The organism is Kineosporia succinea (assembly GCF_030811555.1).
Classification (GTDB): domain Bacteria; phylum Actinomycetota; class Actinomycetes; order Actinomycetales; family Kineosporiaceae; genus Kineosporia; species Kineosporia succinea.
In genome coordinates, this window is record NZ_JAUSQZ010000001.1 from 6,742,087 (window position 1) to 6,767,587 (window position 25,501).

At 70.6% G+C, this 25,501-nt stretch carries 19 protein-coding genes; 10 read left to right on the forward strand and 9 right to left on the reverse strand.

What is annotated here, in order from left to right; translation table 11 throughout:
- Positions 1-2 precede the first annotated feature (2 nt).
- Genes J2S57_RS29725 through J2S57_RS29735 form a run of 3 tightly spaced genes read right to left on the reverse strand, consistent with a single transcriptional unit; the run spans position 3 to position 5,862 of the window.
- On the reverse strand, positions 3-1,676 hold the full coding sequence (locus J2S57_RS29725) for an ATP-binding cassette domain-containing protein (protein WP_307249156.1): 1,674 nt from the start codon (positions 1,674-1,676) through the stop codon (positions 3-5).
- On the reverse strand, positions 1,673-3,412 hold the full coding sequence (locus J2S57_RS29730) for an ABC transporter ATP-binding protein (RefSeq protein WP_307249159.1): 1,740 nt from the start codon (positions 3,410-3,412) through the stop codon (positions 1,673-1,675). Before J2S57_RS29730 ends, J2S57_RS29725 begins: the two co-directional genes overlap by 4 nt.
- Positions 3,409-5,862: an amino acid adenylation domain-containing protein gene (locus J2S57_RS29735; protein ID WP_307249161.1), complete on the reverse strand. Its 2,454-nt coding sequence runs from the start codon at positions 5,860-5,862 to the stop codon at positions 3,409-3,411. The genes J2S57_RS29730 and J2S57_RS29735 overlap by 4 nt, the downstream gene beginning before the upstream one ends.
- 683 nt (positions 5,863-6,545) lie before the next feature.
- On the opposite strand from J2S57_RS29735, the gene J2S57_RS29740 reads away from it, so the two are divergent.
- Both J2S57_RS29740 and J2S57_RS29745 read left to right on the forward strand, forming a co-directional pair.
- Positions 6,546-6,944: a nuclear transport factor 2 family protein gene (locus J2S57_RS29740; RefSeq protein ID WP_307249163.1), complete on the forward strand. Its 399-nt coding sequence runs from the start codon at positions 6,546-6,548 to the stop codon at positions 6,942-6,944.
- A gap of 42 nt (positions 6,945-6,986) precedes the next feature.
- The gene (locus J2S57_RS29745; protein ID WP_307249165.1) at positions 6,987-7,691 is read left to right on the forward strand and encodes a helix-turn-helix transcriptional regulator; all 705 of its coding nucleotides are present in this window, start codon (positions 6,987-6,989) and stop codon (positions 7,689-7,691) included.
- A 19-nt stretch (positions 7,692-7,710) separates the two neighbouring features.
- On the opposite strand, the gene J2S57_RS29750 is transcribed toward J2S57_RS29745, so the two are convergent.
- Positions 7,711-8,511 carry an alpha/beta fold hydrolase gene (locus tag J2S57_RS29750; protein WP_307249167.1) on the reverse strand — a complete coding sequence of 267 codons (801 nt, stop codon included), beginning with the start codon at positions 8,509-8,511 and terminating at the stop codon, positions 7,711-7,713.
- A 37-nt stretch (positions 8,512-8,548) separates the two neighbouring features.
- Here J2S57_RS29750 and J2S57_RS29755 point away from each other — a divergent pair, with 37 nt between their 5' ends.
- Together J2S57_RS29755 and J2S57_RS29760 are read left to right on the forward strand one after the other, a co-directional pair.
- Positions 8,549-9,184 carry a TetR/AcrR family transcriptional regulator gene (locus J2S57_RS29755; RefSeq protein ID WP_307249169.1) on the forward strand — a complete coding sequence of 212 codons (636 nt, stop codon included), beginning with the start codon at positions 8,549-8,551 and terminating at the stop codon, positions 9,182-9,184.
- A gap of 17 nt (positions 9,185-9,201) precedes the next feature.
- Positions 9,202-9,357 (forward strand): hypothetical protein, encoded by a 156-nt coding sequence (locus J2S57_RS29760; RefSeq protein WP_307249170.1) that lies wholly within the window; start codon positions 9,202-9,204, stop codon positions 9,355-9,357.
- Positions 9,358-9,378: 21 nt separating this feature from the next.
- On the opposite strand, the gene J2S57_RS29765 is transcribed toward J2S57_RS29760, so the two are convergent.
- The 3 genes from J2S57_RS29765 to J2S57_RS29775 all read right to left on the reverse strand — a co-directional run bounded on the left by J2S57_RS29765 (position 9,379) and on the right by J2S57_RS29775 (position 12,665).
- Complete coding sequence (locus J2S57_RS29765) at positions 9,379-10,245, reverse strand: AraC family transcriptional regulator (protein ID WP_307249173.1); 867 nt, start codon at positions 10,243-10,245, stop codon at positions 9,379-9,381.
- 117 nt (positions 10,246-10,362) lie between these two features.
- A complete protein-coding gene (locus J2S57_RS29770) occupies positions 10,363-10,944 on the reverse strand; it encodes a histidine phosphatase family protein (protein ID WP_307249175.1) in 582 nt (193 codons plus the stop codon).
- Positions 10,945-11,168: 224 nt separating this feature from the next.
- Positions 11,169-12,665, reverse strand: coding sequence for a cellulose binding domain-containing protein (locus J2S57_RS29775; protein ID WP_307249177.1), 1,497 nt, complete (start codon positions 12,663-12,665; stop codon positions 11,169-11,171).
- A 362-nt stretch (positions 12,666-13,027) separates the two neighbouring features.
- On the opposite strand from J2S57_RS29775, the gene J2S57_RS29780 reads away from it, so the two are divergent.
- On the forward strand, positions 13,028-14,002 hold the full coding sequence (locus J2S57_RS29780; RefSeq protein ID WP_307249179.1) for a LacI family DNA-binding transcriptional regulator: 975 nt from the start codon (positions 13,028-13,030) through the stop codon (positions 14,000-14,002).
- Positions 14,003-14,184: 182 nt separating this feature from the next.
- On the opposite strand, the gene J2S57_RS29785 is transcribed toward J2S57_RS29780, so the two are convergent.
- Positions 14,185-15,981: a glycoside hydrolase family 6 protein gene (locus J2S57_RS29785; protein WP_307249181.1), complete on the reverse strand. Its 1,797-nt coding sequence runs from the start codon at positions 15,979-15,981 to the stop codon at positions 14,185-14,187.
- Positions 15,982-16,638: 657 nt separating this feature from the next.
- Here J2S57_RS29785 and J2S57_RS29790 point away from each other — a divergent pair.
- Together J2S57_RS29790 and J2S57_RS29795 are read left to right on the forward strand one after the other, a co-directional pair.
- A complete protein-coding gene (locus J2S57_RS29790; RefSeq protein WP_307249183.1) occupies positions 16,639-17,385 on the forward strand; it encodes a MerR family transcriptional regulator in 747 nt (248 codons plus the stop codon).
- A gap of 75 nt (positions 17,386-17,460) precedes the next feature.
- A complete protein-coding gene (locus tag J2S57_RS29795) occupies positions 17,461-18,936 on the forward strand; it encodes an alpha/beta hydrolase (RefSeq protein ID WP_307249185.1) in 1,476 nt (491 codons plus the stop codon).
- An 83-nt stretch (positions 18,937-19,019) separates the two neighbouring features.
- Here the strand turns inward: J2S57_RS29795 and J2S57_RS29800 are convergent, their stop codons facing one another.
- Positions 19,020-20,063 carry a LacI family DNA-binding transcriptional regulator gene (locus J2S57_RS29800; RefSeq protein WP_307249187.1) on the reverse strand — a complete coding sequence of 348 codons (1,044 nt, stop codon included), beginning with the start codon at positions 20,061-20,063 and terminating at the stop codon, positions 19,020-19,022.
- A 165-nt stretch (positions 20,064-20,228) separates the two neighbouring features.
- Between J2S57_RS29800 and J2S57_RS29805 the strand changes: the two genes are divergently transcribed.
- Genes J2S57_RS29805 through J2S57_RS29815 form a run of 3 tightly spaced genes read left to right on the forward strand, consistent with a single transcriptional unit; the run spans position 20,229 to position 25,489 of the window.
- Complete coding sequence (locus tag J2S57_RS29805) at positions 20,229-21,734, forward strand: glycoside hydrolase family 43 protein (protein WP_307249189.1); 1,506 nt, start codon at positions 20,229-20,231, stop codon at positions 21,732-21,734.
- A gap of 45 nt (positions 21,735-21,779) precedes the next feature.
- Positions 21,780-23,084 carry an MFS transporter gene (locus tag J2S57_RS29810; RefSeq protein ID WP_307249191.1) on the forward strand — a complete coding sequence of 435 codons (1,305 nt, stop codon included), beginning with the start codon at positions 21,780-21,782 and terminating at the stop codon, positions 23,082-23,084.
- Between the two features lie 38 nt (positions 23,085-23,122).
- On the forward strand, positions 23,123-25,489 hold the full coding sequence (locus J2S57_RS29815) for a glycoside hydrolase family 2 TIM barrel-domain containing protein (RefSeq protein ID WP_307249193.1): 2,367 nt from the start codon (positions 23,123-23,125) through the stop codon (positions 25,487-25,489).
- The last annotated feature ends 12 nt before the right edge of the window (positions 25,490-25,501 follow it).

Below are 25,501 nucleotides of genomic sequence, written 5' to 3' on the forward strand. Positions count from 1 at the left end.
GGTCACTGGTCCTCCAGCAGGCGGTGTCCGGTGGGCCGGTCCACCGTGACCACAAGGTCGGCGGCGGCCAGCAGGTCGCGGTTGTGGGAGACGACCACCCAGGCGCCGGGCCAGGTGGCCGGCAGCGTTCGCCAGATGTGCTGTGCGGTCGCCTGGTCCAGGGAGGAGTCGCAGTCGTCGACCACGTAGAGCTGCGCCGGGTGGGCGAGCATCCGGGCCAGCGCGAGCCGCTGGCGCTGGCCGCCCGACATCTGGCCGGCCTCACCCGAATCCAGCACGGTCCGTGGTCCTTCGGGCAGGCCGCTCTCGCCGGTTCCCAGCCGGACGGCCTCGAGCACGGCGTTGACCTGACCGGAGCTCACCTCGGTCGAGCCCAGCCGCAGGTTGTCCAGAACGGGGCCCGCCAGGAACCGCGGCGACTGGCGGCTGAGCGAGACCATCGGCGTGTGCAGGGCACGGGGCCGGCCGACGAGTTCGATCCCGTTCCAGCGGACGCTGCCCCGGATGCCGGGCTGGGTTCCCAGCAGGCAGCGCACCAGAGTGCTCTTGCCGGTGCCGACCCCGCCGGTGATGACCACGAGCTGGCCGGGACGCACCGCGAAGGTGATGGGCTCGGGAGGTGCCGCCCCGGTGAGTGGCGGCGCGCAGGTGAGATCGGTGACGACCAGTTCGGTCAGCGGTTCCAGGGCCCCGGGGTCACCGGTGCCGGCACCGACGGGCACGAGCTCGCCGAGCCGCCCGTACGAGACCCGGCCGCTCTGCAGGCGCGCCAGGATGTAGCCGAAGAAGTACATCTGCTCGCCCAGCCAGGCGATGTAGGTGAGGAAGAGAACCAGCTTGCCGATGGTGAAATCGCCGTCGGCGATACGGACACTCACGGTGAGCAGCACCACCGCGGTACCGACCACGACCGTGTTGCGGAAGAGGTCGCCCATCAGGTCGGTGAAGACCTGCTGGCGGACCTGCGCCCGGCGGCGCCGGTCGAACCGCCGCGTCAGGTCGCTCACCCGGCCCGGCATCAGCGCCGACAGGCGCAGGTCGCGCACCCCCGCCAGCAGGTCGGTCATGGCGGCGGAGATGTCCCCCTGATGCATGCGGGTTTCTTGCTGCAGGTCCCCCACCCGGCGCTTGAGGTACACCGAGGCCCACAGACCGCCGAGCAGCAGGATCAACGGCAGCGTGGTGATCACGTCGGTGCGCAGCAGCACCACCACAGCGATCAGCGTCAGCACCGACCGGTACACCAGGTCGGTGGTCCACTCCAGGAGCCCACCGATCTCGTCGGTGTCCTCGCGCAGCCGGTTCACCACGTCACCCGTGCGGAGTGCCGCGTCGGGCGGCACCGGCGCCCCCAGCACCGCGTTCAGCACCGAGACCTTGAGCCAGGAGCTGACCTGGAAGATCAGCGAGAAGGTGAGCGCCAGGCCACCCCACAGCAGCACTCCCCGCAGGAGCATCAACCCCACGGTGAGCCCCAGCAGGGACCAGGTGCGGCCGTCCACCCCGCCGTCGGCATCGTCGATGAGCTCGGCGATGACCAGCCCGACCGCGAGCGGAAGACCGTGGATCACCGCCCACAGGCCCATCGCGGCGACGTAGGTGAGCCTGATCCGGGCCCCGGCCCGGTGCAGGAAGGAGAAGAACCCGGCCGAGAGATCGGCGTCCGGGGCGGTCACGACGTCGCTCCGGCGCGAGAGCTGAGAATCTCCGCGGTGTTTCCCGTCGCGGAGACGTCGACCCGCCCGTTCTCGAGGACGAGGATCTGGTCCACCTGCGCGAGAGTGGACGTCCGGTGGGCCACCATGACGACCGTGCGGCCCGGCATGACCGCCTCGACCACCCGCGACCAGACGCGTTCCGTCTGCGGGTCGAGCCGCGACGTGCCCTCGTCGATGACCAGGAGGCCGCAGGGGCGCAGCAGCGCCCGGGCCCCCGCGAGCACCTGGATCTCCCCCTCGGAGAGCCCCCGGCCACCGGCGCCGACCCGGGTGTCCAGCCCCCCGGGCAGCGCGTTCACCCAGCCGGCCGCGTCGAGGCGCTCCAGCACGGCCAGGACCTGCTCGGCCGGGACCGAGTCGTCGAACAGCGTGATGTTCTCGCGTACCGAGGCCGCGAACAGGTGAGCTCCCTGGCTCAGCACGGTCAGGTGCCGGGCCAGTTCCGCTTCCGTCAGTGTGGTGACGTCGACGCCACCGATCCGCACCAGGCCGCTTGCCGGCGCGGCCAGACCGCAGATCAGGTTGACCACGGTGCTCTTGCCGGCACCGGTCGGCCCCACGATGCCCAGGCTGGTGCCGGCCGGAACGTCGAAGGTCACGTCGTGCAGCACCGTCTCGTCGCCGTAGCCGAAGGTCACGTGCTCGAAGGCGATCCCGGGGGATCCTTCTGGAAAGCGGGCCGAGGTCCTCGCACCGGCGCCCATCGGCGACTCGGCCAGGGTGCGCGCGCTCAGGCCGAGAACCGCGGCCATCTGCTGCAACTCGTCGGCCTGCGAGGAAACCTGCTCCAGCGGCTCCTGCAGCAGATCGACGTAGAGGTAGAGCATGGCCAGGGTCCCGATGGTGAGTCCGCCGGACCCCATCCGGTTCAGGCCGGCCCCGAGCACGAGGGCGAAGCTGATCGCGAAGAAGAGCTGGGTGGCCGGCCAGAACGTGCGACCGGCCAGATAGGCCCGTCGCTCCACGGCGAACAGCGCGTTCAGGCGGTGATCCGCCTGCTGGACCACCCACGCGGTGCCGTTCAGCGGCTGCACGTCGGACCGGGCCGCCAGAGCGTCACCGAGGAATCCGAACAACCGCGCCTGCTGCAGGCGGGCTGTCTCCCAGCGGGAGACGGCCCAGCGGCTGATCCGGGAGAAACCCGCGAACAGCCCGACAGCGAGCACGGCCAGCCCCAGGCCGGCCGCCGGCACGGTCACCAGCATCACCACGAGGATGCCCGCCGCCACCACCAGGTTTCCGATCATCGGGAAGACCGATTCGGAGACGGCCCGCCCGACGATGTCGGAATTGCCGTCGATCTGCTCCAGAACCTCTCCGGTCTGCCGGCGTTCCACCTCGAGCACCGGTTCCTCGACCACCAGCCGCTGGAACAACCGTTCCCGCAGACGATCAGCGATCTGCCATCCGGTGCGCGCGGCCAGATATCCCGAGCCGATCCGGCCCCCGGTGCCGACGAGAGCGGCCAGCAGGTAGGCGACGGCCGTGCCGGCCAGCACGGCGGCGGTGGTACCGGCCGTGGCCCGGTCGACGAAGTGCCGGACCAGGAGCGGCCCGGCCAGGGCCGCGGCCGCCGAGATCAGCACCGCGAGAACGGCACCCACGCCGCTGCCCCACGCGGCCCGGAACTCCTGACGCAGCAGAGCGGCGCCACCGCCGGCCGGTGTTCGGCCACTCGCAGGTTCGGGGTTCATCCGTTGACCGATCTTTCCGTCCCCCGCCGGGAGGCCGTGGCCAACCCGGCGAGGGCGCCGACCGATCGGTGCCCCCGGACGTCGACCGAGGTGAACACCTCCGGCATGACTCGTTGCAAGGCCTTCTTCACCCGTAGAGCAGCCAGCACCGGATCGGCGGCGCCGGAGAACAGGTCGTCGTGGTCGGCCACCGCGTGACCGAGGGCTTCCTGGACGGCGTGGCGGATCACGTCGATCGGCTCGGCGTCCGGCCCGCGCGCTGCCGGGGTGTCCCGGCCCCGGGACGTCCGAATCTGCTCGTCCCACTGACGCATCCGGCGCACGTCGGGTTTGCCGGTGACGGTCTGCGGCAACCGGGGCACGACCAGGAACCGGGCCGGCACGACCCGGGGGCCGAGAGCCTCGGCCAGGGTGCGCCGCCACGTCGCCGTGGACCGCGCATCCGCCGGGGCCGCCGGAACGCCCTGCGGGCCCGGCGGATCCGTCTCGACGAACGCGACCAGCTGCACATGACCGGCCGGCAGCCGCACATCGACCACCTTGCACCGTCGCACGTCGTGGCTGCGGGACAGCACCGCCTCGACCTCGTCCAGGTTGATGCGGATGCCCCGGACCTTGACCTGCGCATCCCGGCGCCCGAGGTACCGCAGCTCACCGTCGGGACCGATCCGGCCGAAATCTCCCGTGTGATAGATGCTTTCACCGGTGGAGCCCGGCAACGGCCGGTAGCGGGCAGCGGTCTGCGCCTCGTCACCGACGTACCCGAGGGACAGGAAGCGGCTGGCGACACCGATCTCACCGACGGCGCCACGCGGCACCGGACGGCCCTCATCGTCCACCAGCACGATCCGGCGACCGGTGATCGGCCGGCCGATCGGCACCCGGCGGTGGGCCGGATGGTCGGCGACGACGCGATGACTGGTCGCGAGCACACACTCGGTGGGACCGAACATGTTGCGGACCCGGGCCGTTGCGAACACCGCGCGCATCCGCCCGCACAGCGCCGGCGGCAGCACCTCACCGGCCACGATGACGTCGGCGAGGTGGGGCAGCGCCCGCGGGTACGTCTCCAGCGCGGCCACCAGGTGCTCGACGAAGCTCGGGACCCCCTGGAAGAACGTGACTTTCGAGGATGACAGCCATTCGGCGACCACCGCCGGGTCACGACGCCGGCCGACAGGTGGCAGGCAGAGCGTGGCCCCGTAGGCCAGCGCCCCGAAGACCTCCATGTAGCAGGCGTCGAAGACCGGCGCCGACCACATCGCCACCCGGGACCCCGGACCCAGCCCCAGTTCCTGCTGTTGCCAGGCCAGGAACTGGGCGAACCCGAGCCGCGACTGCACGACCCCCTTGGGCCGGCCGGTCGTGCCCGAGGTGAACGCGATGTACGCGGCGCCCTCGTCCGCCGGGCGCCGCCGGCCCGGCGGCACCGCACTGCCGTCTACCCTGTCCGCCCGGTGTTCCCAGGCCGGCACCTCGGCCCGGGCCGCCAGAAGCCCAGCCGCATCCCGGGTGCCGGCGTCGTGCACGATCAGGCATCCGCCGCCCCCACGCACCAGAGCTGCGTTGCGATCCACCGCCACGGCCGGGTCGAGCACGAGCTGGCACCGGTCGGCCAGCTGGCAGGCGACCATCACGACGACCGCGGTCAGCGTGTCGTCGGTCAGCACCGCCACCGGGCCGTCGCCGTGAAGGCGCAACCGCTGCGCCAGAGCACCGACCGCGCAGCCCAGTTCGGCGTACGTGAGGATGGCGCCGTCAGCGGCGTCGACGGCCACGGCCGTCGGGGTCTCGGTGATCCAGTGCGCCACCGCGTCACCGGGCCGCAGCAGCGCGTCCGGCGCGGGGTCCGGTTCGGGAGGGACGAGCCAGGTCAGCGCTTCCTCCCAGCTCGGCCGCAGGATCTCGGCGATCGGCCGGTCAGGGCTCTCCGACACCGCTTCCACCACTGCGGCCAGGTACACGGCGATCTGCCGGGCGGTCGCGGACTCGTACACGTGGGCCGCGTAGTCCACCCGGACCTGACCGTCGAGGACGGCGAGCTGAATCTCTGCGGGTTCGCCGAGAGGCAGATCCGGCGCCAGGGCGATCCAGCAGCGCACGTCACCGGATCGCGCGCCGGCCCCCGAGACGTCCGCCCGGGCCTGGGCCAGTCTCCGTACCAGGTTGGCCGGGGTCTCCAAATCCTTCCGGCGAAGCACTAAATCGATGGTGCGGGCAGCATCTTCCCGCACCGCGACGACCACCTCCGAACTACCGGAGAAGGCCGCACAGGTCACCACCGCCGCCACGACACCCAGCTCCTGGGAGATGGCACCGGCGAAGGTCGCGTACTCGGCCCGATAACGACCAGGACCGTTCGCCAGGTAGTCACCGACCACGGATGTTATGTCGTACGGGTCTGTTTCAGACGTGATCAGGGCAGACTTCACCCCCTGCTCCTCAGACATGGACGCCCCCTCAAGCGGCATGACGGCGCGTCGAACGACGCGCAGCTCCCCCGCGGATCCCCTCAAACCCTTGCTCCCCGGACAAGAACATACATGAAGGACATCTGCGTGAATACGGTTTCGCGAACAACGCCGGAAGCTCACAGTTTCCGCCCCGGCGTGCTCGCCCCGTACTGCCCCGACGGGCACCGTCCGCCGCGACCGGATTCGGCGACCTCTCGCAGGTCAGGGGCCGGAACACCTGACGTCGCTCAGGTAAGCCCCGGCCCAGCAACGCTTTCCGCGGGTTCCCGGGGCCGGCCCGGAAAGAAGGCCGGCGCGCGCCGACCTGACCGGCCGATGCCACGCACGCGAAAGATCACTCGCGGAGGAACTACCGGCATCCGTAGCGCACAGATCGGCATTCCGGCGGCACTTCCCGAAAGGGAGGATGCCCCGGCGGCTGGATCCCGGCCGTGGTCACCCACTCGTGGGATCACCACTGCCACGCCGACTACTTGACACGGTGACGAACACCGGGGCGGTCCGGGACCACGCCGGGCATCGCCCGCGTGCAGCCGGCCGGCATCGGGAACGCGCTCTCGGGCGGAGGCCCTGTCCGGGGACGGCCCGATGCCCTCGACCGGACGTCCGTCGCGGAACACCGACACACTGTTGTCGCGCCGGCGTCCGAGAGTGGACGCATGACCGAGACCACGACCTCCACGACCAGTCCCACCGCCCGGCACTCGCTCGACCAGTGGCTGACGATGTGGAACACCGACGGCGCCATCGCGCGCGAGATCTGCTCCGACGACTTCCGCATCCACTTCTCCATGACCGAGTCCGACGGATCGACCCCCGCCGACGAGATCCGCACCGCCGAGGACTTCGCGCGGTACCTGGACTGGTGGCACGAGCAGCACCCGGGCTTCGTCTTCACGAACGTCGCCGACGCGATCGACGGCGACCACGGCCGGCTGCTGTGGGACATGGAGGCGGGCGACCTCCACGTGGGCGGGGTCGACGTGTTCGACTTCGCCGAGGACGGACGCGTGCGACGGGTCTGGTCGGTCGGCGGGCAGCGGAGCATGCGCAGCTGACCCTCGGCTCCGGCGGCGTCCGCCTCTGCCAGAATCGGGGGCATGAAGCGAGCCGAGCGGCAGTACGCCCTCGTCGACCTGCTCCGCGGAGCGCGTCGGCCGTGGTCCGCCGCCCGGCTCGCCGGCGAGTTCGGTGTCTCCTCGCGCACCATCGAGCGCGACATCGGATCGCTCCAGCTGGCCGGTGTCCCCATCTACGCCGACCTCGGCGCGGCCGGCGGCTATTCGATCCTGAAGGAGTACTCACTGCCGCCGCTGAACCTGTCCGCCACCGAGTCGCTGGCGGTGCTGGCCGGGCTCGCACTGCTGGAGTCCTCGCCGTACCAGGGGGCCGCCCGGCGCGCACACGCCAAGATCGCCGCGGTCATGGACGAGGAACACCGGGCGCCCGTGCAGGAGATGCTCGGGCGGATGCAGGTCATCGACGCCGCCCCGCCCGCGGACAGCACCGTGCCGCTCGGGATGCTCTCCGACGCGATCGCCGCCCGCCGCGTCGTGCGGATCACCTATCTCGGTGAGGACCTGGACGACGCCACCAGTACGGTGCGCGACGTCGAGACCATGGCTCTCCTGCGGGCGGGGGACGCCTGGCTGCTCGCCGGCTGGTGCCGCCTGCGTGAGGCGATCCGCGGCTTCCGCATCGAGCGGATCACCCGGATGGAGATCCTCGACGAGGTACCGCCACCCCGCGACCCGGCGCTCCTCGAGGCCGATCTCGCGCGGTGGCCCACGCGGCGCCTCGGCTGAACCGGGTGATCAGGTGCCTTCAGCCGGCCTCTGATCCAAGTCGATTGACCAGATCCGCCAGTTCTCGTGGCGCCTCCAGATGCGCCAGATGGCCCTGCTCACCGAGCTCGTGCACCATGGTGCCCGGGACGAGGCGCTCGACGTCCGCGAACGACGACCCGTACGGCGCCCGCCCACGGTTGCGTCCTCCGATGATCAGGTCGATCCGACGCGCGCGGACGGCCAGTTCGGTCGCCGGAGGTGCCTCGTTGATCGCGAGGGTCTCGTAGTAGGCCGGAGCTGCCAGCCGCATCAGCTCGGCCCACGTCGCCCCGTCGTCCCGGAGCCGGGCAACGGATTCCCGGCCCAGACCGGCCACCTGCTCCAGCGCGATCCGCAGGCGGGCATCGGGATCGGCCTGCTCCTGGGCCCGCCGCAGATCCGGCAGAGCGGTGACGCCGAACGGCGCCACGACGGGCTCGTAGGCGATCACGTGAGGCACGTCCAGGGCGCCGGCCAGGTGCAGCGCGATCAGTCCCCCGTAACTCCATCCGAACACGGCCCGGACGTCACCGAACGTCTTCAGGACCTCCATGGCATCCGAAACCTCGGTCCCGACACCGTATTCATCGGTCAGCGGTCCCGAAGGCCGACGGCCCCGCCGGTTGACCACCGCGACGGTCGCCCACGGCCCGAGGTTCCGTGCCACGCGGGCCCAGCCCGACGCGTCCGCCATCGCGCCCGGGATCACCATGATCGCCGGGCCGTCGGCCTCGCCGTACACGTCGACGCCGATCCAGCTGCCGGGGACCGCCACCTGTTTCTGGATCAATTGCTCCATAATTAGATTATGGAGCGGTCGCTCTACAATCGTCAACGTGACTGCCCGATCCGCCGGACGCCCCCGGTCCTTCGACCGCGACGACGCCCTTCGCCGCGCTGCCCACCTGTTCTGGCAGCACGGGTACTCCGGCACCTCGACGCGGGCCCTGAGCGAGGCCCTGGGGATCTCCAACTCCAGCCTCTACGCCGCCTTCGGCACCAAGGCCCAGCTCTTCGACGAGGCGGTGCGCACCTACGCCCTGCGCTACAGCGCCGTCTACGACCAGGCCGTGACTCAGCCCACCCTCGCCCGCGTGCTCGCGACGCTTCTGCTCGGATCCGTCGAGGAGTTCACCCGCGTCGAGCACGGTCATCCGGGCTGCCTGACCAGCAGCGCCGCCATGGCCGACTCCTCGACCACCCTCGACGTCCGCGCCTACGTGACCGGCCTGCAGCAGGCGGACGAATCGCGACTGCGCGACCGCATCAGGCGAGCCGCACTCGAGGGCGACCTACGGGCGGACATCGAGCCCGATGCCCTGGCCGCCCTGATACACACACTCTGGCAGGGACTTTCGACGCGCGCCGAGCTCGGGGCCGGTCGCGAGGAACTGACCGGTGCCGCTCAGCTCGCGCTGAAGCTGATCCACCCGGTCAGTCCCCCGGGATCGGCACGTGAGGCACCCGGGTAGTTGCTAGCATCCGCCCGGTGAGCAACAAGCGTTATGCCGGCCTGTCGGCGCTGGCGGTCGGCCTCCTGTGCATCGTCCTGGCCGCCGTCGTGCAGGGCGTGGGCGGGTCCGGGCTGATCCTCGCGGTCGCGGGTCTCCTCGTCGTCATGGCCGGGCTCTTCCTGGCCTTCTGACCGCTCGACCGGCCCACCGGATCAGGCCGGTTCGACCGGCAGCCACAGCTCGCAGGTGGCGGTGCTGAGGTCCGGCGCCCGGTCGAGGTAGGCGACGATCTCCGGGCCGGGACGCAGGCGCCAGGGGTTGGACGGGAACCAGTCGGTGGCCGTCGCCGCCCAGGCCTCCTGCAGGGCATCCGGATGCGCCCCGGAGGTGCGGAACACGGCCCACCGGCCCGCCGGGACCTCGATGCGGTCGAGGTCGTCGGGCAGGGGTGCGTCGGTGGAGACGGCGGCGCCGTGCAGATAGGTCAGCTCGCTGCCCTCGGCCCGGTCGGGGTCGAGGTCGTCGCTGACCGCGAGCAGCCCGGTCGGCTCGATGTCGTTCAGGGCCTTGAGACGCTGGTGCTCCTCGGGCGCCAGGGCGGCGATGTGCTGCTGGATCTGCGGATTGACGCCCTCGTGGACGAGGGTGACGCGGGCCGCGTGCCCGACGAGACGGAACGCGTCGTGGTTGACGATTCGGGTGTCCATGGGGATGTTCCCTTCGACGGTCAGGCGGAACCTGAGATGAGTCTGGGTGCGTAAAGGTCCTCCGGCACGGCGGACTTCGGCCGGCCCCGCACCGTGCACCGCCCGGAACGCCCGGGCGAAGGCCTCGGTGGAGCCGTAGCCGTACCGGACCGCGATGCTCAGCAGGTCAGCCCCGTTGATGACGTCCGCGGCCGCCGCGGTCATGCGACGGCGGCGCACGTACTCCGACAGTGGCATACCGGCGAGCGACGAGAACATCCGGCGCAGATGGTATTCGGTCGTGCCGAACGCGACAGCGACGGCGCAGACGTCCAGTTCGCCGGTGAGCTGCTCCTCGACGAGATCGACGAGCCGGTTGAGTGCCGAGATCATGATGCGTGCTCCCTTCGGGTTCCAGCCTGACGGGCAGCCGGTCGCCCGCACCCGACCGTTGCGGTCCGAAAGAGTAGGCCCCCGCGCCCGGGCACCGTCACGACAGGGCGGCCGCCGTCACAGGCGGCGCCATCCGTGCGCCGGACACCTCGTCGTGCTGTCGAAGCCGTACCAGCTGCCCTGCCCGGGCTGGTCGAGGCGCCGCGAGATCGCGGTCTCCCGCAGCGCACACTGCAGCAGGGTGCCCACCCCGCCGTGGGTGGCGATCACCACGGTGCCGTTCTCCGGGACACCGACGACCCGGTGCGCGCGATCCAGCACCCGGTCGACGGCCCGCACGATACGGCGCTGCGCGTCGGCCGCGGTCTCCCACCCGCACACACTGCGCTCAGGCTCGGCGAAGAAGGCGTCGGCCAGCGCCTCGAACTCCTCCGGCGGCACGAACCCGGTTGCGGTGCGGTCGTTCTCCCCCAGTTCCTCGTCCACCTGCACGGCGCAGCCGCTCATCTCGGTCACCGCCTGCGCCGTCTGCAGAGCCTTCCGTTCCGCGCTGGATGCGACGACCGCCGCCGACCGGGCCCACGGCATGGCGACCAGGCGCTGCAGCCGCTCAAGGCCGGCCGGCGAGAGGTTCCACTGCGCTACCGGGACGGCCGGATCGACCTGAACCTCGGGATGGGTGACCACGTAGACCATCATGACGACAGCCTGGCACAGCCGGGTCAGGTCTGCCCTGGCTGAGGGCTGGCTCCCCGATACCTGACACTGCGCTTCCGACCTCCGGATGCCTCCCTGAAAGCACCGCACCAGAGCCGTTTTCACGTGGAGGTAGCGCCACCGCACCAGCGCGCCGCCGTCGACCTCGCGGCCGCGGCTGCCGACCTCTGACCGGCAGAAGGACGGCAGCCGCCAGGGCGTATCGACTAGTTCGAGACGGCGGCCAGGCGGGTCTTGATCCCCTGGCCGAAGGCGGTCGGGGTGCCGTTGTAGTCACTGATCAGCGACGGCCCACTGCCGCAGTCCCAGGTGTTCCAGGTCCAGCCCAGGTAACCCACGGAATGGGCGTCGGCCCAGTTCATCAGGCCGTCGACAAAGCCGTGCGCGCAGTCGTTCTCGCCGATCTCACCGAACAGCAGCGGCACCTGGGCGGCGACCGGGGCCAGCTGGCTGTCCCAGCAGGACGTCGAGGCACAGGTGTTGAAGTTGTAGACGTGCGCCATGGCGACCAGGTTGTTGCGCGGATCGGTCGGCCTGTGGGCCAGCCACTGGCTCAGGTCGTTCGAGTAGGCCAGGCCGCCGAGCACGATCACATTGGTCGCGCCGGTGGCCCGGACCGCGTTCACCAGGGTCTGGAATCCGGCCACCGAATAGTTGATGCCGGCGCAGGTGCCGCCGTCGCGCCAGCATTTCCAGCCCGATGTCGCATCGCCGGTGGCGCGTTCCGGATACGGCTCGTTGAACAGGTCGAACACCACCGCGTCATTACCCTTGAAGGCGTTCGCGACACCGGTCCAGAAAGCGGGCGAGTACTGCGTGTCCGGCATCGGTTTCTGGCACACCGCGGCCACATCCGCGCAGCCGGAGGAATTACCGGTGTAGGCGCCGTAGCTCCAGTGCAGTTCCACCATCGGGGTTATCCCATTGTCGATGAGGAGCTGCACGTAGCGTTTGACCTCGTTCTGATAGGCCGCCCCGCTGTATTCCGGCACCGGGTTGCTCGTCGTGCCCAGCCAGCACTCCTCGTTCAGCGGCACCCGGACCGTGCGGATCTTCCAGGTCCGCATCGCGGTCACCGACGCCTGGTCCATCGGGCCGTCCCAGATTCCGGTGCGGTTCTTGATGCAGGCGAACTCCCCACCGGAACGATTGACGCCGTAGAAGCGGTACGGCGTACCCGCCGCGGTGACCACCTGGTTGCCGGACACGTGCAGCGCGGGCGCGGCGCCCGGCACCGTGGGAGTGGTCGAGGGATCGGGGGTCGGCGGCACGGTGGGACTGACCGAGGGGTCGGGGGCGGGCGTGCCGGTGCACTCAATCCCGTTGAGCCGGAATGATGTCGGAACCGGATTGGTCCCGCTCCACGACCCCAGGAATCCCAGCGAGACGGACTGACCGGCCGGCAGGGCGGCGTTCCAGCTCGTGTTCACCGCCTTGACGTCACTGCCGGTCTGGGTCCACGTGGCGCTCCAGCCCTGGGTGACCGCCTGACCGGAGGCCGGGAAGCCGAAGGTCAGGGTCCAGCCGTTGATCGCGTCGCCCAGATTGCGCACGGTGACCGCGCTCTGGAAACCACCGGCCCACTGGTCCTGCACCGTGTAGTCGACCCGGCAGCCGGCGGCGGCCTGGGCCGTCGGTATCACCGGGACCACCGCCGCCATCGCGATCACCCCGACGGCCAGCCCAGCAATTCGTCGCCACATGGAGCGCCCTCGATCCCATGGAGATCTTCTGACCTTTCCGGTGCACCGATCCGGCCCGGAAACGCGAAACCTTCTAGAAAGAATTGCTGCGGAATACTTTCGCGTCAATGACCGGTGCGCCTAGCGGAACCCCTTTGACATGAACGCATCAGGCCCGCACGGGCTCCACCGTGACGGTCGTCCGGCGCCCGCAAAAGGTTGCCCCGCATTTCAGGAAATCTTCCGGCGTCCTCACTTTCCCGGCCCGAACGGGATGTCTTGCCGATGCATCAACGGCGTGGAACCATTCGTTCATTGATTGCCCAACCCACACGACGTCGTGCGGGTCGTCAAAGGAGACGACAACGGCCAAGAACACCACCATGGCTAGGGTCGCCGCGGAAGCGGGCGTCTCCCCGGCCACGGTCTCCCGGGTCATGAGCGGTTCGGCGCAGGTCAGCGACACCACCCGCCGCCAGGTCTACGCGGCGGTGTCCCGCCTCGGATACCTGCGCCGCGGTGAGCGTCCTGGAGACAGCCGGCATCCACCCATCATCTCCGCGGTGATCTGCGAGCCCAGCACCCGGATGTTCAACGACCCCTTCTTCATGCGCTTCATCAGCGGGGCCGAGACCTACCTGCTCGGACGCGGTGTTCCCCTCCCGCTCATCCCGGCGGCCCGGCCGGTTCTCGCCTCCACGGAGAAGCACCTGCTCGGAGGCGGTTCCGACGGGGTCCTGCTGGTCTCCGTGCACGGGCGGCACCCGCTCGCGCTGACCCTGGCCGGCACCCGGCTGCCGATCCGCGCGGCCGGGCGGCCGGTGGACGACGTGCCCATGCCCTTCGTCGACGTGGACAACCGCGGCGGGGCCCGGGCCGCGGTGGAGTTGCTGCTGAAGACCCGGAAAAGGATTGCCCTGATTGCCGGCCCGGCCGATCTGCCGGCCGCCCGCGACCGGCTCGCCGGTTACCTCGACGCCCTCGCCGGGGCCGGGCGTGCGCCGCTGGTCGTGTCCGGGGACTTCACGCCGATGGGTGGCAAGAACGCCATGCGGCTGCTGCTCGACCAGGCCCCGAACCTGGACGCCGTCTTCGCCGCCTCCGACCTGATGGCGATGGGCGCCATGATGGCCCTGCGCCAGGCGGGCCGGCGAATTCCCTCCGACGTCGCGATGATCGGCTTCGACGACGTCACCGCCGCCGCGTTCACCGATCCCCCGCTGACCACGGTGCGGCAACCGGTCGAGCGACTCGGGGCGCGGGCCGCCGAACTCCTCTTCGAGCAGGTGCTGTCCGGCGGCCGGCCGGCGGCCGACGAGATTCTCGACACCGAGCTGGTCATCCGCTCCTCGACCTGAGTCCCGCTCCGGCGGACCACCTTCCGGAGGCGACCGGCACGTCCACCGTGACGACCGGAAGCACCACCGGCGCCAGGAACACGAAACCCCCACCCCGACCCGGATTTCCGGTCGGGGTGGGGCCTCGTGGTGGTGCTGCCGGTAGCGCCGGGAGCAGCTACCGGCAGCCGGTGGCTCTCAGGTCACAGCGCCGGGTAGGCGTTGGCCAGGAGCTGACGGAACTGGGCCGAGAACCAGGCCCCGGAGACCGGGGCGTTGGGCAGGGCGCCGCTCATGCTGTTGCCGTTGCGGCCGTTACCGGTGTAGGTCGGGTCGCACATCCCGTCGAGCCCCTTGCCCGCCGGGTTGTCCGGGCCGGTCGGGATCAGCGTGCTGGAGCCGTCCGACTCACCCGGGGGCTTGATCCAGGTGTAGGCGTCGATCCCGCTGGCCGGGGCGGCCTTCGGGCGTTCGCCGAGACCGGCACCGGCCTGGTTGCACCAGTTTCCGGCGTGGATACGGCGGTCGATGCGGGAGGCGTCGACGTAGGTGTTCAGGTCGGTCGAGGTGCTGGCCGCGGTCGGCCGGGCGGAACCGCCCCAGCCGTTGCGAGAGGTGTCGATCAGCATCCCGATGTTGGCGTTGAAACCGGCTGAGACCAGCTGGTTACGGAACCCCTGGGCGAAGGTCAGCTCGTCGGTGTACTGGTTCCAGTCCACCCACTTCGACCCCCGCACGGAGGTGCCGTTCACGGTCGTGTTGATCTTGACGAACGGCTCGTTCAGGGCCGAGTAGTTGGCCGTGTTGGTGATGAAGCCGTCGACCGTGTTCACGCCTCCGGTGGCCTTTTTCGCGGTGTCGGCGATCATCGTGGCCGCCGGGGCGAAGTTGCTGTCCCAGCCGAGCCAGCCGTGGTGCGCGGCGTCGATGTAGTTGTAGTTGTTCGTGCCCGCCGCGTGCAGTTTCGACAGGGCGTAGGCGATCCCGGTCGAGTAGTTGCCGTTGGCGAGCATCGTGCGGCAGGCCTCGGTGGCACCGGCGGCGCTGCCCGCGTTCGTCACCAGGTTCGGCAGCGAGTCGATCTCGACGATGTTGACGATCCGGATGGACGCGTACTTCGGGTCCGCCTGGATCGCCGCGATCGGGTCGATGTACTCGGTCTTGTAGCGGCCGATCTCCGTCGGGCCGAGCTCACCGTTCGACGCCAGCGCCGCACAGTCGCGGCCCGGGAGGTCGTAGATGACGAACTGCGCCAGGGTCGCGCCCTGGGCCAGTGCCTTGTCGAGGTGTCCCCGCAGGCTGGTGGTGTAGCCGGAGCCGGCCGGGGCGGTGATCGAGGCGATGCTGTCCAGCCACACGCCGGTCGGCTGGTTCGAGATCGCACTGCCACCCGGCTCGGCCGCGGCCTTGGCCGACCAGTCGGCGTTGACGTACCACTTCGCGCCCACGTAGGGGTTGTCGAGGTGGGTGCCGGGCGGAGGGGTGGTGGTGCCCGGGGTGGGACTGGTGTCCGGGGTGGGGCTGACCGGAGGTGTGGCGGAGGTGGACGGCGTCGGGTTGGTGGTACCGCCGTTGCAGGCGACGCCGTTCAGGGTGAAGGCGGTGGGGGCCGTGTTGGTTCCCGAATACGTGCCGTTGAAGCCGATGTTGGTGGACGCCCCGGTGGCGAGCGACCCGTTGTAGGCGGCGTTGACGATCTTCACGTGCTTGCCGGTCTGGGTCAGTGTGCCGCCCCAGGCCCCACTGCCCGCCTGGTTGCCGGCGTAGTCGAACTCCAGCGCCCAGCTGGTGATCGGGTCACCGGAGTTCTTGATGTCGATGCTGGCGGTGAATCCGGTGTTCCAGGAGTTCGCCGTGTACGCGACCGAGCATCCGGGCGCGGCGGCCGCCGCACCGATCGATGCGAGCGACATCCCGGCGCCGACCACCGCCACGGCCGCTGCGGCGGCCAGAAACCGTTGCGGGCGAAGGCGTCCCGCTCCGAGTTTGAATCTGTTCATACGATTCTCCTGATGCCTCGATCCACCGCAACGGCGAATGACCGCGACGGACCTCTGGTCGGCTGTAGCGGGTTACGCGACGTTGTTGCGAGCGCCGACCATCGCTACGAGCAGATTGCGGAGAGGTTTCATCAGAGTCAATGCAGAACATTCCGGCGCTGCGGACCGGTGGGGCGGCATCATCGCCGCACCCCCGTTGAGCTGGCACGACGCCTCGGCGTCGGGCGACGGCGGTCAGATCCCGGGTCTCGGCGGCCGGGTTCCTGTGAAATTCATTCATGCGGCTGGAGTGGCGGGCCGGCCGACGTGGGCGAGTGACCGGCTCACGGGGGAGCCCGTCGCCCCGGTTCCCCGGCGTGGCCCGACGTCCGCTGTGCCTCAGCTCATCTCGGTGATCGTGCAGCCAAAGGCGCCTCGGCGCCGGGGCGTTGCCCGCAGCTCGCGCGGGCCGACGGCGAGTGGCCGCACTGACGGGCGCTGACCCCGGGGCGACTCAATGTGACGTAGGCCACTCCTGCTGACCCTTGAGCCTGCCCCTGGGGCCCGGTCTTGGCTGGGGTGAGCAATCCACGGGGCGGCCGGTCCGTCACGTCCGTCCGAAAGGAAGCTGTCCATGGTCGGCTCGTGGGGGCGCCCCACCTTCGTCGCGTCTGACGGGTGGAGGAGGTGAAGACCGGCTGGAGCACGCGTGAGCTGGCGAAGCTCGCGGGCATCACGGTGAAGACCGTTCGTCACTACCACCGGGTCGGCCTGCTGGCGGAGCCGGAGCGGGCGGAGAACGGGTACAAGCTCTACCGGGTGGCGCATCTGATCCGGCTGTTGCGGATCCGGCGTCTGGTGGACCTGGGGGTGTCGCTCGCCGACATCGCCGCGATCGACGAGTCGCCCGAGCGCGCGGACCAGGTGTTCCGGGCGCTCGACCAGGAGCTGGCCGCGAGCATCGCACGTCAGCAGCGGATACGCGACGAGCTGGTGGAGATCAAGCGGCACCGGACTCTGGCCGATCTGCCGCCGGGCTTCGACTCCGTCGCCACCGGGCTCTCGGTGGCCGACCGGGCCTTCCTGCTGATCGCCTCCCGGATCTTCGAGCCGTCGGTGATGGACGCGTACCGGGAGCTGCACCGGACACCCCGGAGCGCGGCGGAGAGCGATTTCGACGTGCTCCCGGAGGATGCGGACGAGGACACCAGGCAGAACCTGGCCGAGCGGTACGCCCTGGAGGTGATCCGGCAGCACCGCGAGCACCCGACGCTGCACGAGCTGGCGGAGCGGGCCCGGTCGGGTGCCGACCCGCAGGTCTGGGCCGTCGTCGTCCAGGGGATCGCCGAGCTCCACAACGACGCGCAGCGGGATGTGCTGCACCGCATGAACGCCATCGTCTACCCCGGGCCGGGCGACGGCTGAGGAGCCCCGAGCCGGACGGGCCGGCGGGGTGGAGCCGACGGGGTGGAACGGACGACACGACGAGGGGAATCGAACATGCGCAAGGTATTGCTGGCAGCGGTGTGCGGCGCCGTCGCGGTGGCCGGGGTCACCGTCCCCGCCGCGTCGGACGCGACGACGAGCGCGCCCGGGACGTCCCGGGCGCTGACGTGGGGGACGTGCCCGGCCACGACGCTGCCGACGCCGGATCTGGAGTGCACGACCGTGCGGGTCCCGCTGGACTACCGGCAGCCGAGCGGGAAGAAGATCACCCTCGCGATCTCTCGGCTCCCCAGCACCGATCCGGGCAGGCGCCGCGGCGTCCTGCTGACCAATCCGGGAGGCCCCGGCATCTCCGGGCTGGACTTCCCGCAGCTGCTGACGCTGAAGGGCCTTCCGGCTCCGCTGCCGGCGAGCGTGCGGGAGCAGTACGACGTCATCGGGATCGATCCCCGCGGGGTGGGGCGCAGCACACCCGTCACGTGTGACCTCACGCCCGAGCAGATCGCGATCGGCAACCTCCCGTACGCACGCACCCCGGCGGACGTCACGGCGCAGGCGCGGGTCGCGAAGGCCGAGGCGGCCCAGTGTGCCGACGCGGACACCAGCTGGATGCTTCCGCACATGACCACCGCGAACACCGCACGGGACCTGGACACCGTCCGTCAGGCACTGGGTGAGTCCACCGCCTCGTTCCTGGGGGTGTCGTACGGCTCGTACCTCGGTGCGGTCTACACCACCCTGTTTCCGCGGACGACCGACCGGGTCGTCCTGGACAGCGTCATGGGCCCTGAGGGTTACGACATCACCGCGATGCGGGGCCTCGCCCGGGGCATGGAGGACCGCTTCCCGGACTTCGCGGCGTACGCCGCGGCGCACCCGGAGTACGGACTCGGCGCCACCCCGGCCCGGGTGACCAGGAAGTACCACCAGCTGGCCGACCGGCTCCGCCGGCGGCCGCTCGGCATCTTCACGGAGTCCGTGTTCCGGGGCGCCACGTTCAGCAAGCTCTACAGCACCGACTTCGACAACCTGGCGGGGATCTGGCAGTCGCTGGACCGGGGTGTGGAGCCGGAGCTGCCGGACGACGGGGCCGACCTGCAGAACACCCTCGCCGCCCGGTTCGCCGTGATCTGCGGGGAGTCCGACTGGCCCCGATCGGTCGCCCGCTACCAGCTCGATGTCGCCGTCGACCGCGTCCGTTACCCGAAACTCGGTGCCGCCTCGGCGAACATCTCCGCGTGCGCGTTCTGGCACGAGCCCTCCGCCGGGCCCAAGGTCGCGATCACCGGGCACGGGCCGTCGAACGTTCTCCTGGTGCAGAACGAGCGCGATCCCGGCACGCCGCTGGTCAACGCCCGCAGGCTGCGCGTCGCGTTCGGTGTTCGCGCCCGCATGGTGACCATCGACCAGGGTGGCCACGGGGTCTACGGATTCGGGGCCAATCGCTGTGGCAGCGACGCGATGAACACCTATCTGGCCACGGGCGAGCGCCCTCGCCAGGACGTGTTCTGCGCTCGCGAAACCCGCTGATCACAAGGGGTCTGAGCCCACGGCCCCGTGACGGTGCGCGCCGGCCCGGCACGCGGGCACGTCCGCCTCGTCCCGACGCGCGCTCAGGAGCGTCGCCCGGGCGGCGCCGTCGTCTCCCGCACCACCAGTGAGGTCGACAGCTGCACGTGATTGGCCACCGGGGGGATGCCCTGGCCCATCCGCAGCAGCGTGGTCACCGCGACCTGCCCGATCTGGGCGAGCGGGGTGTGGACGCTCGTCAGCTGGGCGGGCGCGGGCAGCGAGGCGTAGGTGTCGTCGTAACCCACGACGCTCACGTCGTCGGGGACGCGGCGCCCGGAGCGGACGACCTCGCGCACGACCATCAGGGCCCCGGGATCGCTGGAGACGAAGAACGCGGTGGGCGGGTCGGGCAGCGCCAGCATGCGCAGCGCGGGTTCACCGGCGACACCCATCCCCTCTTCCGAGACCAGGGCCGGATCTTCGGCGACACCGGCGGCTTCCAGCGCGGCCCGGTAGCCGGCCCGGCGTTCGCGCAGGCCGGCGTGGGCAGCCGAGCCTCCGACGAAGCCGATGCGGCGGTGGCCCAGGGCGAGGAGGTGCTCGGTGGCCTGCACCCCGCCGCCCCAGGTGTTCGAGCCGACGCTGACCACGCTCTGGTCGAGGGCGTCGACGGGATCGATGGCCAGCACCGGGAAGCCGAGTTCGGAGCAGACGCCGATCAGCTCGCGCGACAGCTGGGTGGTGACCGCCAGCAGACCGGCGTGCCCGCGCCGGTGCAGGTCGCGCACACGCTCCGGCTCCAGAGGACGGCCGGGGCCGGGGCTGAGGGGTGACGTGACCAGGGGGACGATCTCGACGCCGTCCTCCTGCGCCTGGGCGACCAGCCCGTCCATCATGCGCAGGGCGTACAGGTTCGCCAGCGTGTCGAACAGGGCGACCACCGAACGCGGACGGCTGGTCTCGGCGTCGGGACGGCCGGTGGTGGGCGCGTACCGCAGTTCGCGCATGGCCTCGCGCACCCGCCGGCGGGTGGCCTCGGAGACCCCGGGGCGGTCGTTGAGGACCTTGGAGACGGTGGCCTTGGAGACGCCGGTGATCGCGGCCACCGAGTCGAGCGTCGCGCGCTCGTGCGGACTGCCTGACACCGGTTCCTCCTCGTGACGACCCGGCCACCCTACCAACGACGAAACTATTTCTCTCAAGTTGACCGGTCAAAGCCTCTTGTCGGACGAATGTGCAGTCCATACAGTCGGGCTTGCTGGCGAAACGTGCGAAACAGTTTCGCTCAGGTCGTGCAAAGGAGCATGCTCATGACTGGCACCACCTACCCGAACCCGCTGCTGCCCGGCTTCAACCCCGACCCCAGCGTGGTCCGCGTCGAGGACACGTACTACCTCGTCACCTCGACCTTCGAATACCTGCCCGGGATGCCGGTGTACCGCAGCACCGATTTCGTGCAGTGGGAGCAGATCGGCAACGTCGGCACCCGGCCCGAGCAGCTGCGACTGCGCGACGTGCCGACCGGCACCGGGGTCTGGGCCCCGACGATCCGCCACCACGACGGCCTCTTCCACGTCATCGTCACCGTGCCCCGTGGTCGCGGCTGCGTCGTCTTCACCGCCACCGACCCGGCCGGCCCGTGGAGCGACGGCACCGTCCTGGACGGTGTCCACGGCATCGACCCGGATCTGGCCTGGGACGAGGCGGGCAACGCCTTCGTCACCTACTCCGGGCTCCTGCTCGAGGGCCCCGACCTCGGCACGCACCTGGGCATCCAGCAGGTGCGCGTCGACCTGGAAACCGGCCGGGCGCTGGAGGAACCGCGCTCGATCTGGTCGGGCAGCGGGTTCATGTTCCCCGAGGCGCCGCACCTGTACCACCGCGGTGGGTACTGGTACCTGATGATCGCCGAGGGCGGTACCGAGCGCGGTCACGGTGTCTCGATCGCCCGGGGCCCCTCCCCCGAGGGCCCGTTCGAGCCGGGCCCGGCCAACCCGTTCCTGACCGCCCGCAGCACCACCCGGCCGATCCAGAACACCGGCCACGGCGACCTGGTCGAGGGCCCGGACGGCAAGACCCTCATGGTGCTGCTCGGCGTGAGGCCTGGCGGTGGCACCCGTGCCTTCTCACCCCTGGGCCGCGAAACCTTCGTCACCACGGTCGATTGGAAGGACGACTGGCCGGTCGCCGAGCCGGTGCAGCTGTCCGTGCTCCCCTCGATCACCGACAAGGTCTCCTTCGCGGAGCCCTGGGACAACCGATGGCTCGCGGTGCGCCGGACGCCCTCCGAGGTGGCCGAGACCGAGGACGGCCGGCTGCGGATCACCGCGGACGGCTCCACCCTCGACGACCTGCGCCCGGCCTTCGTGGGGCGCCGCCAGATGACGATCGACGTGGCATCCCGCACGCGGGTGGACGTCTCGGCGGGCACCGGTGGTCTGGCCGTGCGCTACGACGAGGACCACCACTACGAGATCGAGGCCCGCGCCGAGGATGGCCGCCTTCACCTGACGGCCCGCGCGAGTGTGCCCGGCCTGCGCCAGGAATGGCGGGGAGAGCTTCCGGACGCCCCGCTCACCCTGCACCTGGACGCCCGGCGCCCCTCGAGCGCGGAGTTCGGCACCGAGATGATGACCAGCGACCACGTCGAGCTGTGGGCCGAGGCCGGCGGGGAGCAGGTACGCCTGGCCCGGATCGACGGCCGCTACCTCACGGCCGAGACCGCCGCCTCGTTCACCGGCCGCGTCATCGGGCTGTACGCCGTCGAGGGCACCGTGAGCTTCGGCGACTTCGAGGTCACCGGCTCCGACATCTGAAATTCCCCTGTACCACCTGCTTCTCAACAACCAAAGAAGGTTGCCATGAGTCCCAGCCCGGCCATCCCCCTGGAACCGGGGGCACCGCCCCTCGGGGACGACATCGCCCCCGACACGATGACCGTCCCCTCCCGTACCACCGTCGTCCGCATCGGCGCCGGCTTCCTGCTCTTCGGCGTCTGCTGGGCCATCGGCCTGGCGATGGTCGCCAATGTGCTTCTCCCCCAGCGCCTCAGCGACATCGGCGTGTCCTCGCCGGACGCGTGGTTCGGCACCATCAACTCGGTCACCGCCGTGGTCTCCCTGGTGGCCAACCTGGTGTTCGGCAACCTCTCCGACCGCAGCCGCTCCCGCTTCGGCCGCCGCAGCCCGTGGTTGCTCTTCGGCGGGATCATCGCCGGCGTCTCGCTCTTCGCCGTCGGCGTGCTGACCGGCCCGGTCGCCATCATGGTCACGTACTGCGTCACCATGATCGGCCTGAACATGATGCTCGCCCCGGCCCTGGCGGTCATCTCCGACCGCGTGCCGGCCAACGTCCGCGGCACCATGTCGGCGTTCTTCGGCGGCGGCGCCACCATCGGCTACCCGCTCGGTGCGCTGGTCGGGGCCGCGTTCATCACGCAGACCCTGAGCGGGTTCACGCTCGGGGCCGTGCTCCTGACCCTGTCGGGCGTCCTGACGCTGATCGTCTGGCCGCGCGAGCGCTCGGCCGCCTCCACGCCACCTGTCCAGGGCGGTCTCAAAGACCTGCTGACCTCGTTCCGGCCGCCGTCGCCGCGCAGCGCCCCCGACTTCTACAAGGCGTTCACCGGCCGGTTGTTCATGCTGATCAGCTATCAGATGATCGCCGCGTACCAGCTGTACATCGTGCAGAACTACGTCGGGCAGACCAAGGTCGAGTCGGCTGCCACGATCTCCACGATGTCACTGATCACCCTGGTGGTCGGTGTGGTGGCCTCACTGGGGTCGGGCCCGGTCTCCGACCGCATCGGGCGGCGCAAGGTCCCCGCGGTGACGGCCGCCGGCCTGTTCGCGGTCGGTGTGGCCATGCCCTGGCTGTTCCCCACGACCACCGGCATGTTCCTGTACGCCGCGATCGCCGGATTCGGCTACGGGGTCTTCGGGGCGGTCGACCAGGCGATCAACGTCGACGTGCTGCCCGACCCCGAGGAGGCGGGCAAGGACCTGGGCGTGCTCAACCTGGCCACGACGCTCGGTCAGACCATCGGCCCGATCATCACCTCCACCGTCGTGGTCGTCACCGGTTCCTACGGACTGATCTTCCCGATCTCGATCGCCATGACGGTGATCGGGGCCGTCGCCATCCTGCGCATCAGTTCCGTGCGCTGATTCACCCTGTTCCAGAAACGAGAGAGCGAGTTACCCCCGTGGCTGTCATCCCGTTCAACACCGGTTGGACCTACCGGCGGCCGCAGGGGCCGTTCGCGGCCGTGGGTGACCCGGCTCCGGAAACGCCGGTTCACCTTCCCCACGACGCGCTGCGCGATCAGGAGCGCTCCCCCGACGCCCCGGCCAAGGGCGCCTCGGCGTACTACCCGCACGGTGCCTTCACCTACGTGAGGACGTTCGACGCACCGTGGGAGTGGGAGGGCCAGTTGGTCCGGCTGGAGATCGAGGGCGCCTTCCGCCGGGCCCAGGTGTTCCTGAACGACGAGTTCGCGGGCAACCGGGCCGACGGCTACGCGCGGTTCTTCGTCGACCTCACGCCCTACCTGAAGCCCGGCGCCCCAAACGTGCTGCGGATCGAGACCCGTTCCGGCGAGGACTCCCGCTGGTACGCCGGCGCCGGGCTGCACCGCCCGGTCCGGCTGCACGTCGACCGCCCCGTGCACGTCGTGCCCGACGGCATCCAGATCGACACCGTGCGCCTCGAGGACGACCAGGCTGTTCTGGAGGTGCGCACCCGGGTCACCAACGCGGGCATCAACACCCGCACCACCCGCGTCCGTACCCGGATCCTCGGCCCCGACGGCTCCGTCCTCGACTCCGCCGACACCCCGTCCACCCTGGTCCGCGGCGAAGAAGCAGTCGTGCGCCAGCGCTTCTACATCAGCGCCCCGGCCCTGTGGTCACCCACCGTCCCGTCGCTGCACCGGGCCGAGGTGACGGTCGAAGACGCCCCTCACACGGTGACTTTCGGGATCCGCACGGTCACCGTGGACCCCCGCAAGGGCCTGCGCATCAACGGCGCACCGGTGCTGCTGCGCGGTGCCTGCATCCACAGCGACAACGGGCCCCTGGGCGCCGCGGCGATCGGGCGCGCCGACGAACGCCGCATCGAGCTGCTGCTGGCCGCCGGTTTCAACGCCGTGCGCGCCGCCCACAACCCTCTCTCGAAAGCCACTCTCGAGGCCTGCGACCGGCTCGGCATGCTGGTGATGGACGAGGCCTTCGACATGTGGACGCGGTTCAAGACGCCCTACGACTACGCCGCCGAGTTCCCGCAGTGGCACCGCGACGACCTCGCGGCCATGGTCGCCAAGGACCGCAACCATCCCAGCGTCATCATGTACTCGATCGGCAACGAGATCGCCGAGACCGGGACCCCGCACGGGGCCCGCTGGGCCCGCACCCTCGCCGAGCACGTCCGCTCGCTCGACCCGACCCGGCCGGTCACCAACGGCGTCAACGCCCTGCTGGCGATCATCGACGAGGTGGCCGAGGCCGGGGGCCTGAACGAGGCCATGGCCGAGGGCGACTGGTTCAGCACGGTCAGCGCCAGCCCGGCCGCCTCGGCGCGGATCGAGGAGTCCAGCGCCGCGCTCGACGTGCTCGGCCTCAACTACGCCGAGGGCCGTTACGAGCCCGACGCCCACGCCTACCCGCACCGGGTCATCGTCGGGTCCGAGACCTTCCCCTCCCAGATCGGCAAGCTGTGGCCGATGGTCGTGGCCAGCCCGAACGTCATCGGCGACTTCACCTGGACCGGCTGGGACTACCTCGGCGAGGTGGGCATCGGCGCCACCGCCTACGAGGGCGAGACCACCGATCTGGAGCGGGAATTCCCTTACCTGACCGCCTGGACCGGCGACCTGGACATCACCGGCTGGCGCCGGCCCGTCTCCTTCTACCGCGAGATCGTCTTCGGGCTGCGCACCGAGCCCTGCATCGCCGTGCTGCGCCCCGAGCACCACGGACGCGCCATCGCCCAGCAGTCACCGTGGGCCTGGAGCGACTCGGTGTCTTCCTGGACCTGGCCGGGATTCGAGGAGCGCCCGGTGACCGTCGAGGTCTACGCCGATGCCGACGAGGTCGCCCTGCTGCTCGAGGGTGCCGAAATCGCCCGCGCCGCCATCGACACCTACCGGGCGTCACTCGAGACCGTCTACCGCCCGGGCGAACTCACCGCGGTCGCGTACCGCGACGGGCAGGAGACCGGACGCACGAGCCTCCGCACGGCCGGATCACCGTGCTTGACAGTCACATCCGACCGCGAGCGCCTGCACGCCGACGATGACGATCTCGCCTTCCTCGACGTCGAGCTCCGGGACGCGGACGGGATCCTGGCGACCTCGGCCGACCGCGAGATCACCGTCGCGGTGTCCGGTCCCGGAACGCTCGCGGGCCTCGGCAGCGCCCGGCCCCGGACCACGGAGCGCTTCGACGCCGACCGCTGGACCACCTTCGACGGGCGCGCGCTGGCCGTGATCCGGCCCACCGGCGCCGGGACCATCACGGTCACGGTCACCTCCCCCGGCCTGAACGAGGTGACGATCGAGGTCGCGGTGGACTGAGCCCGGCGCCCG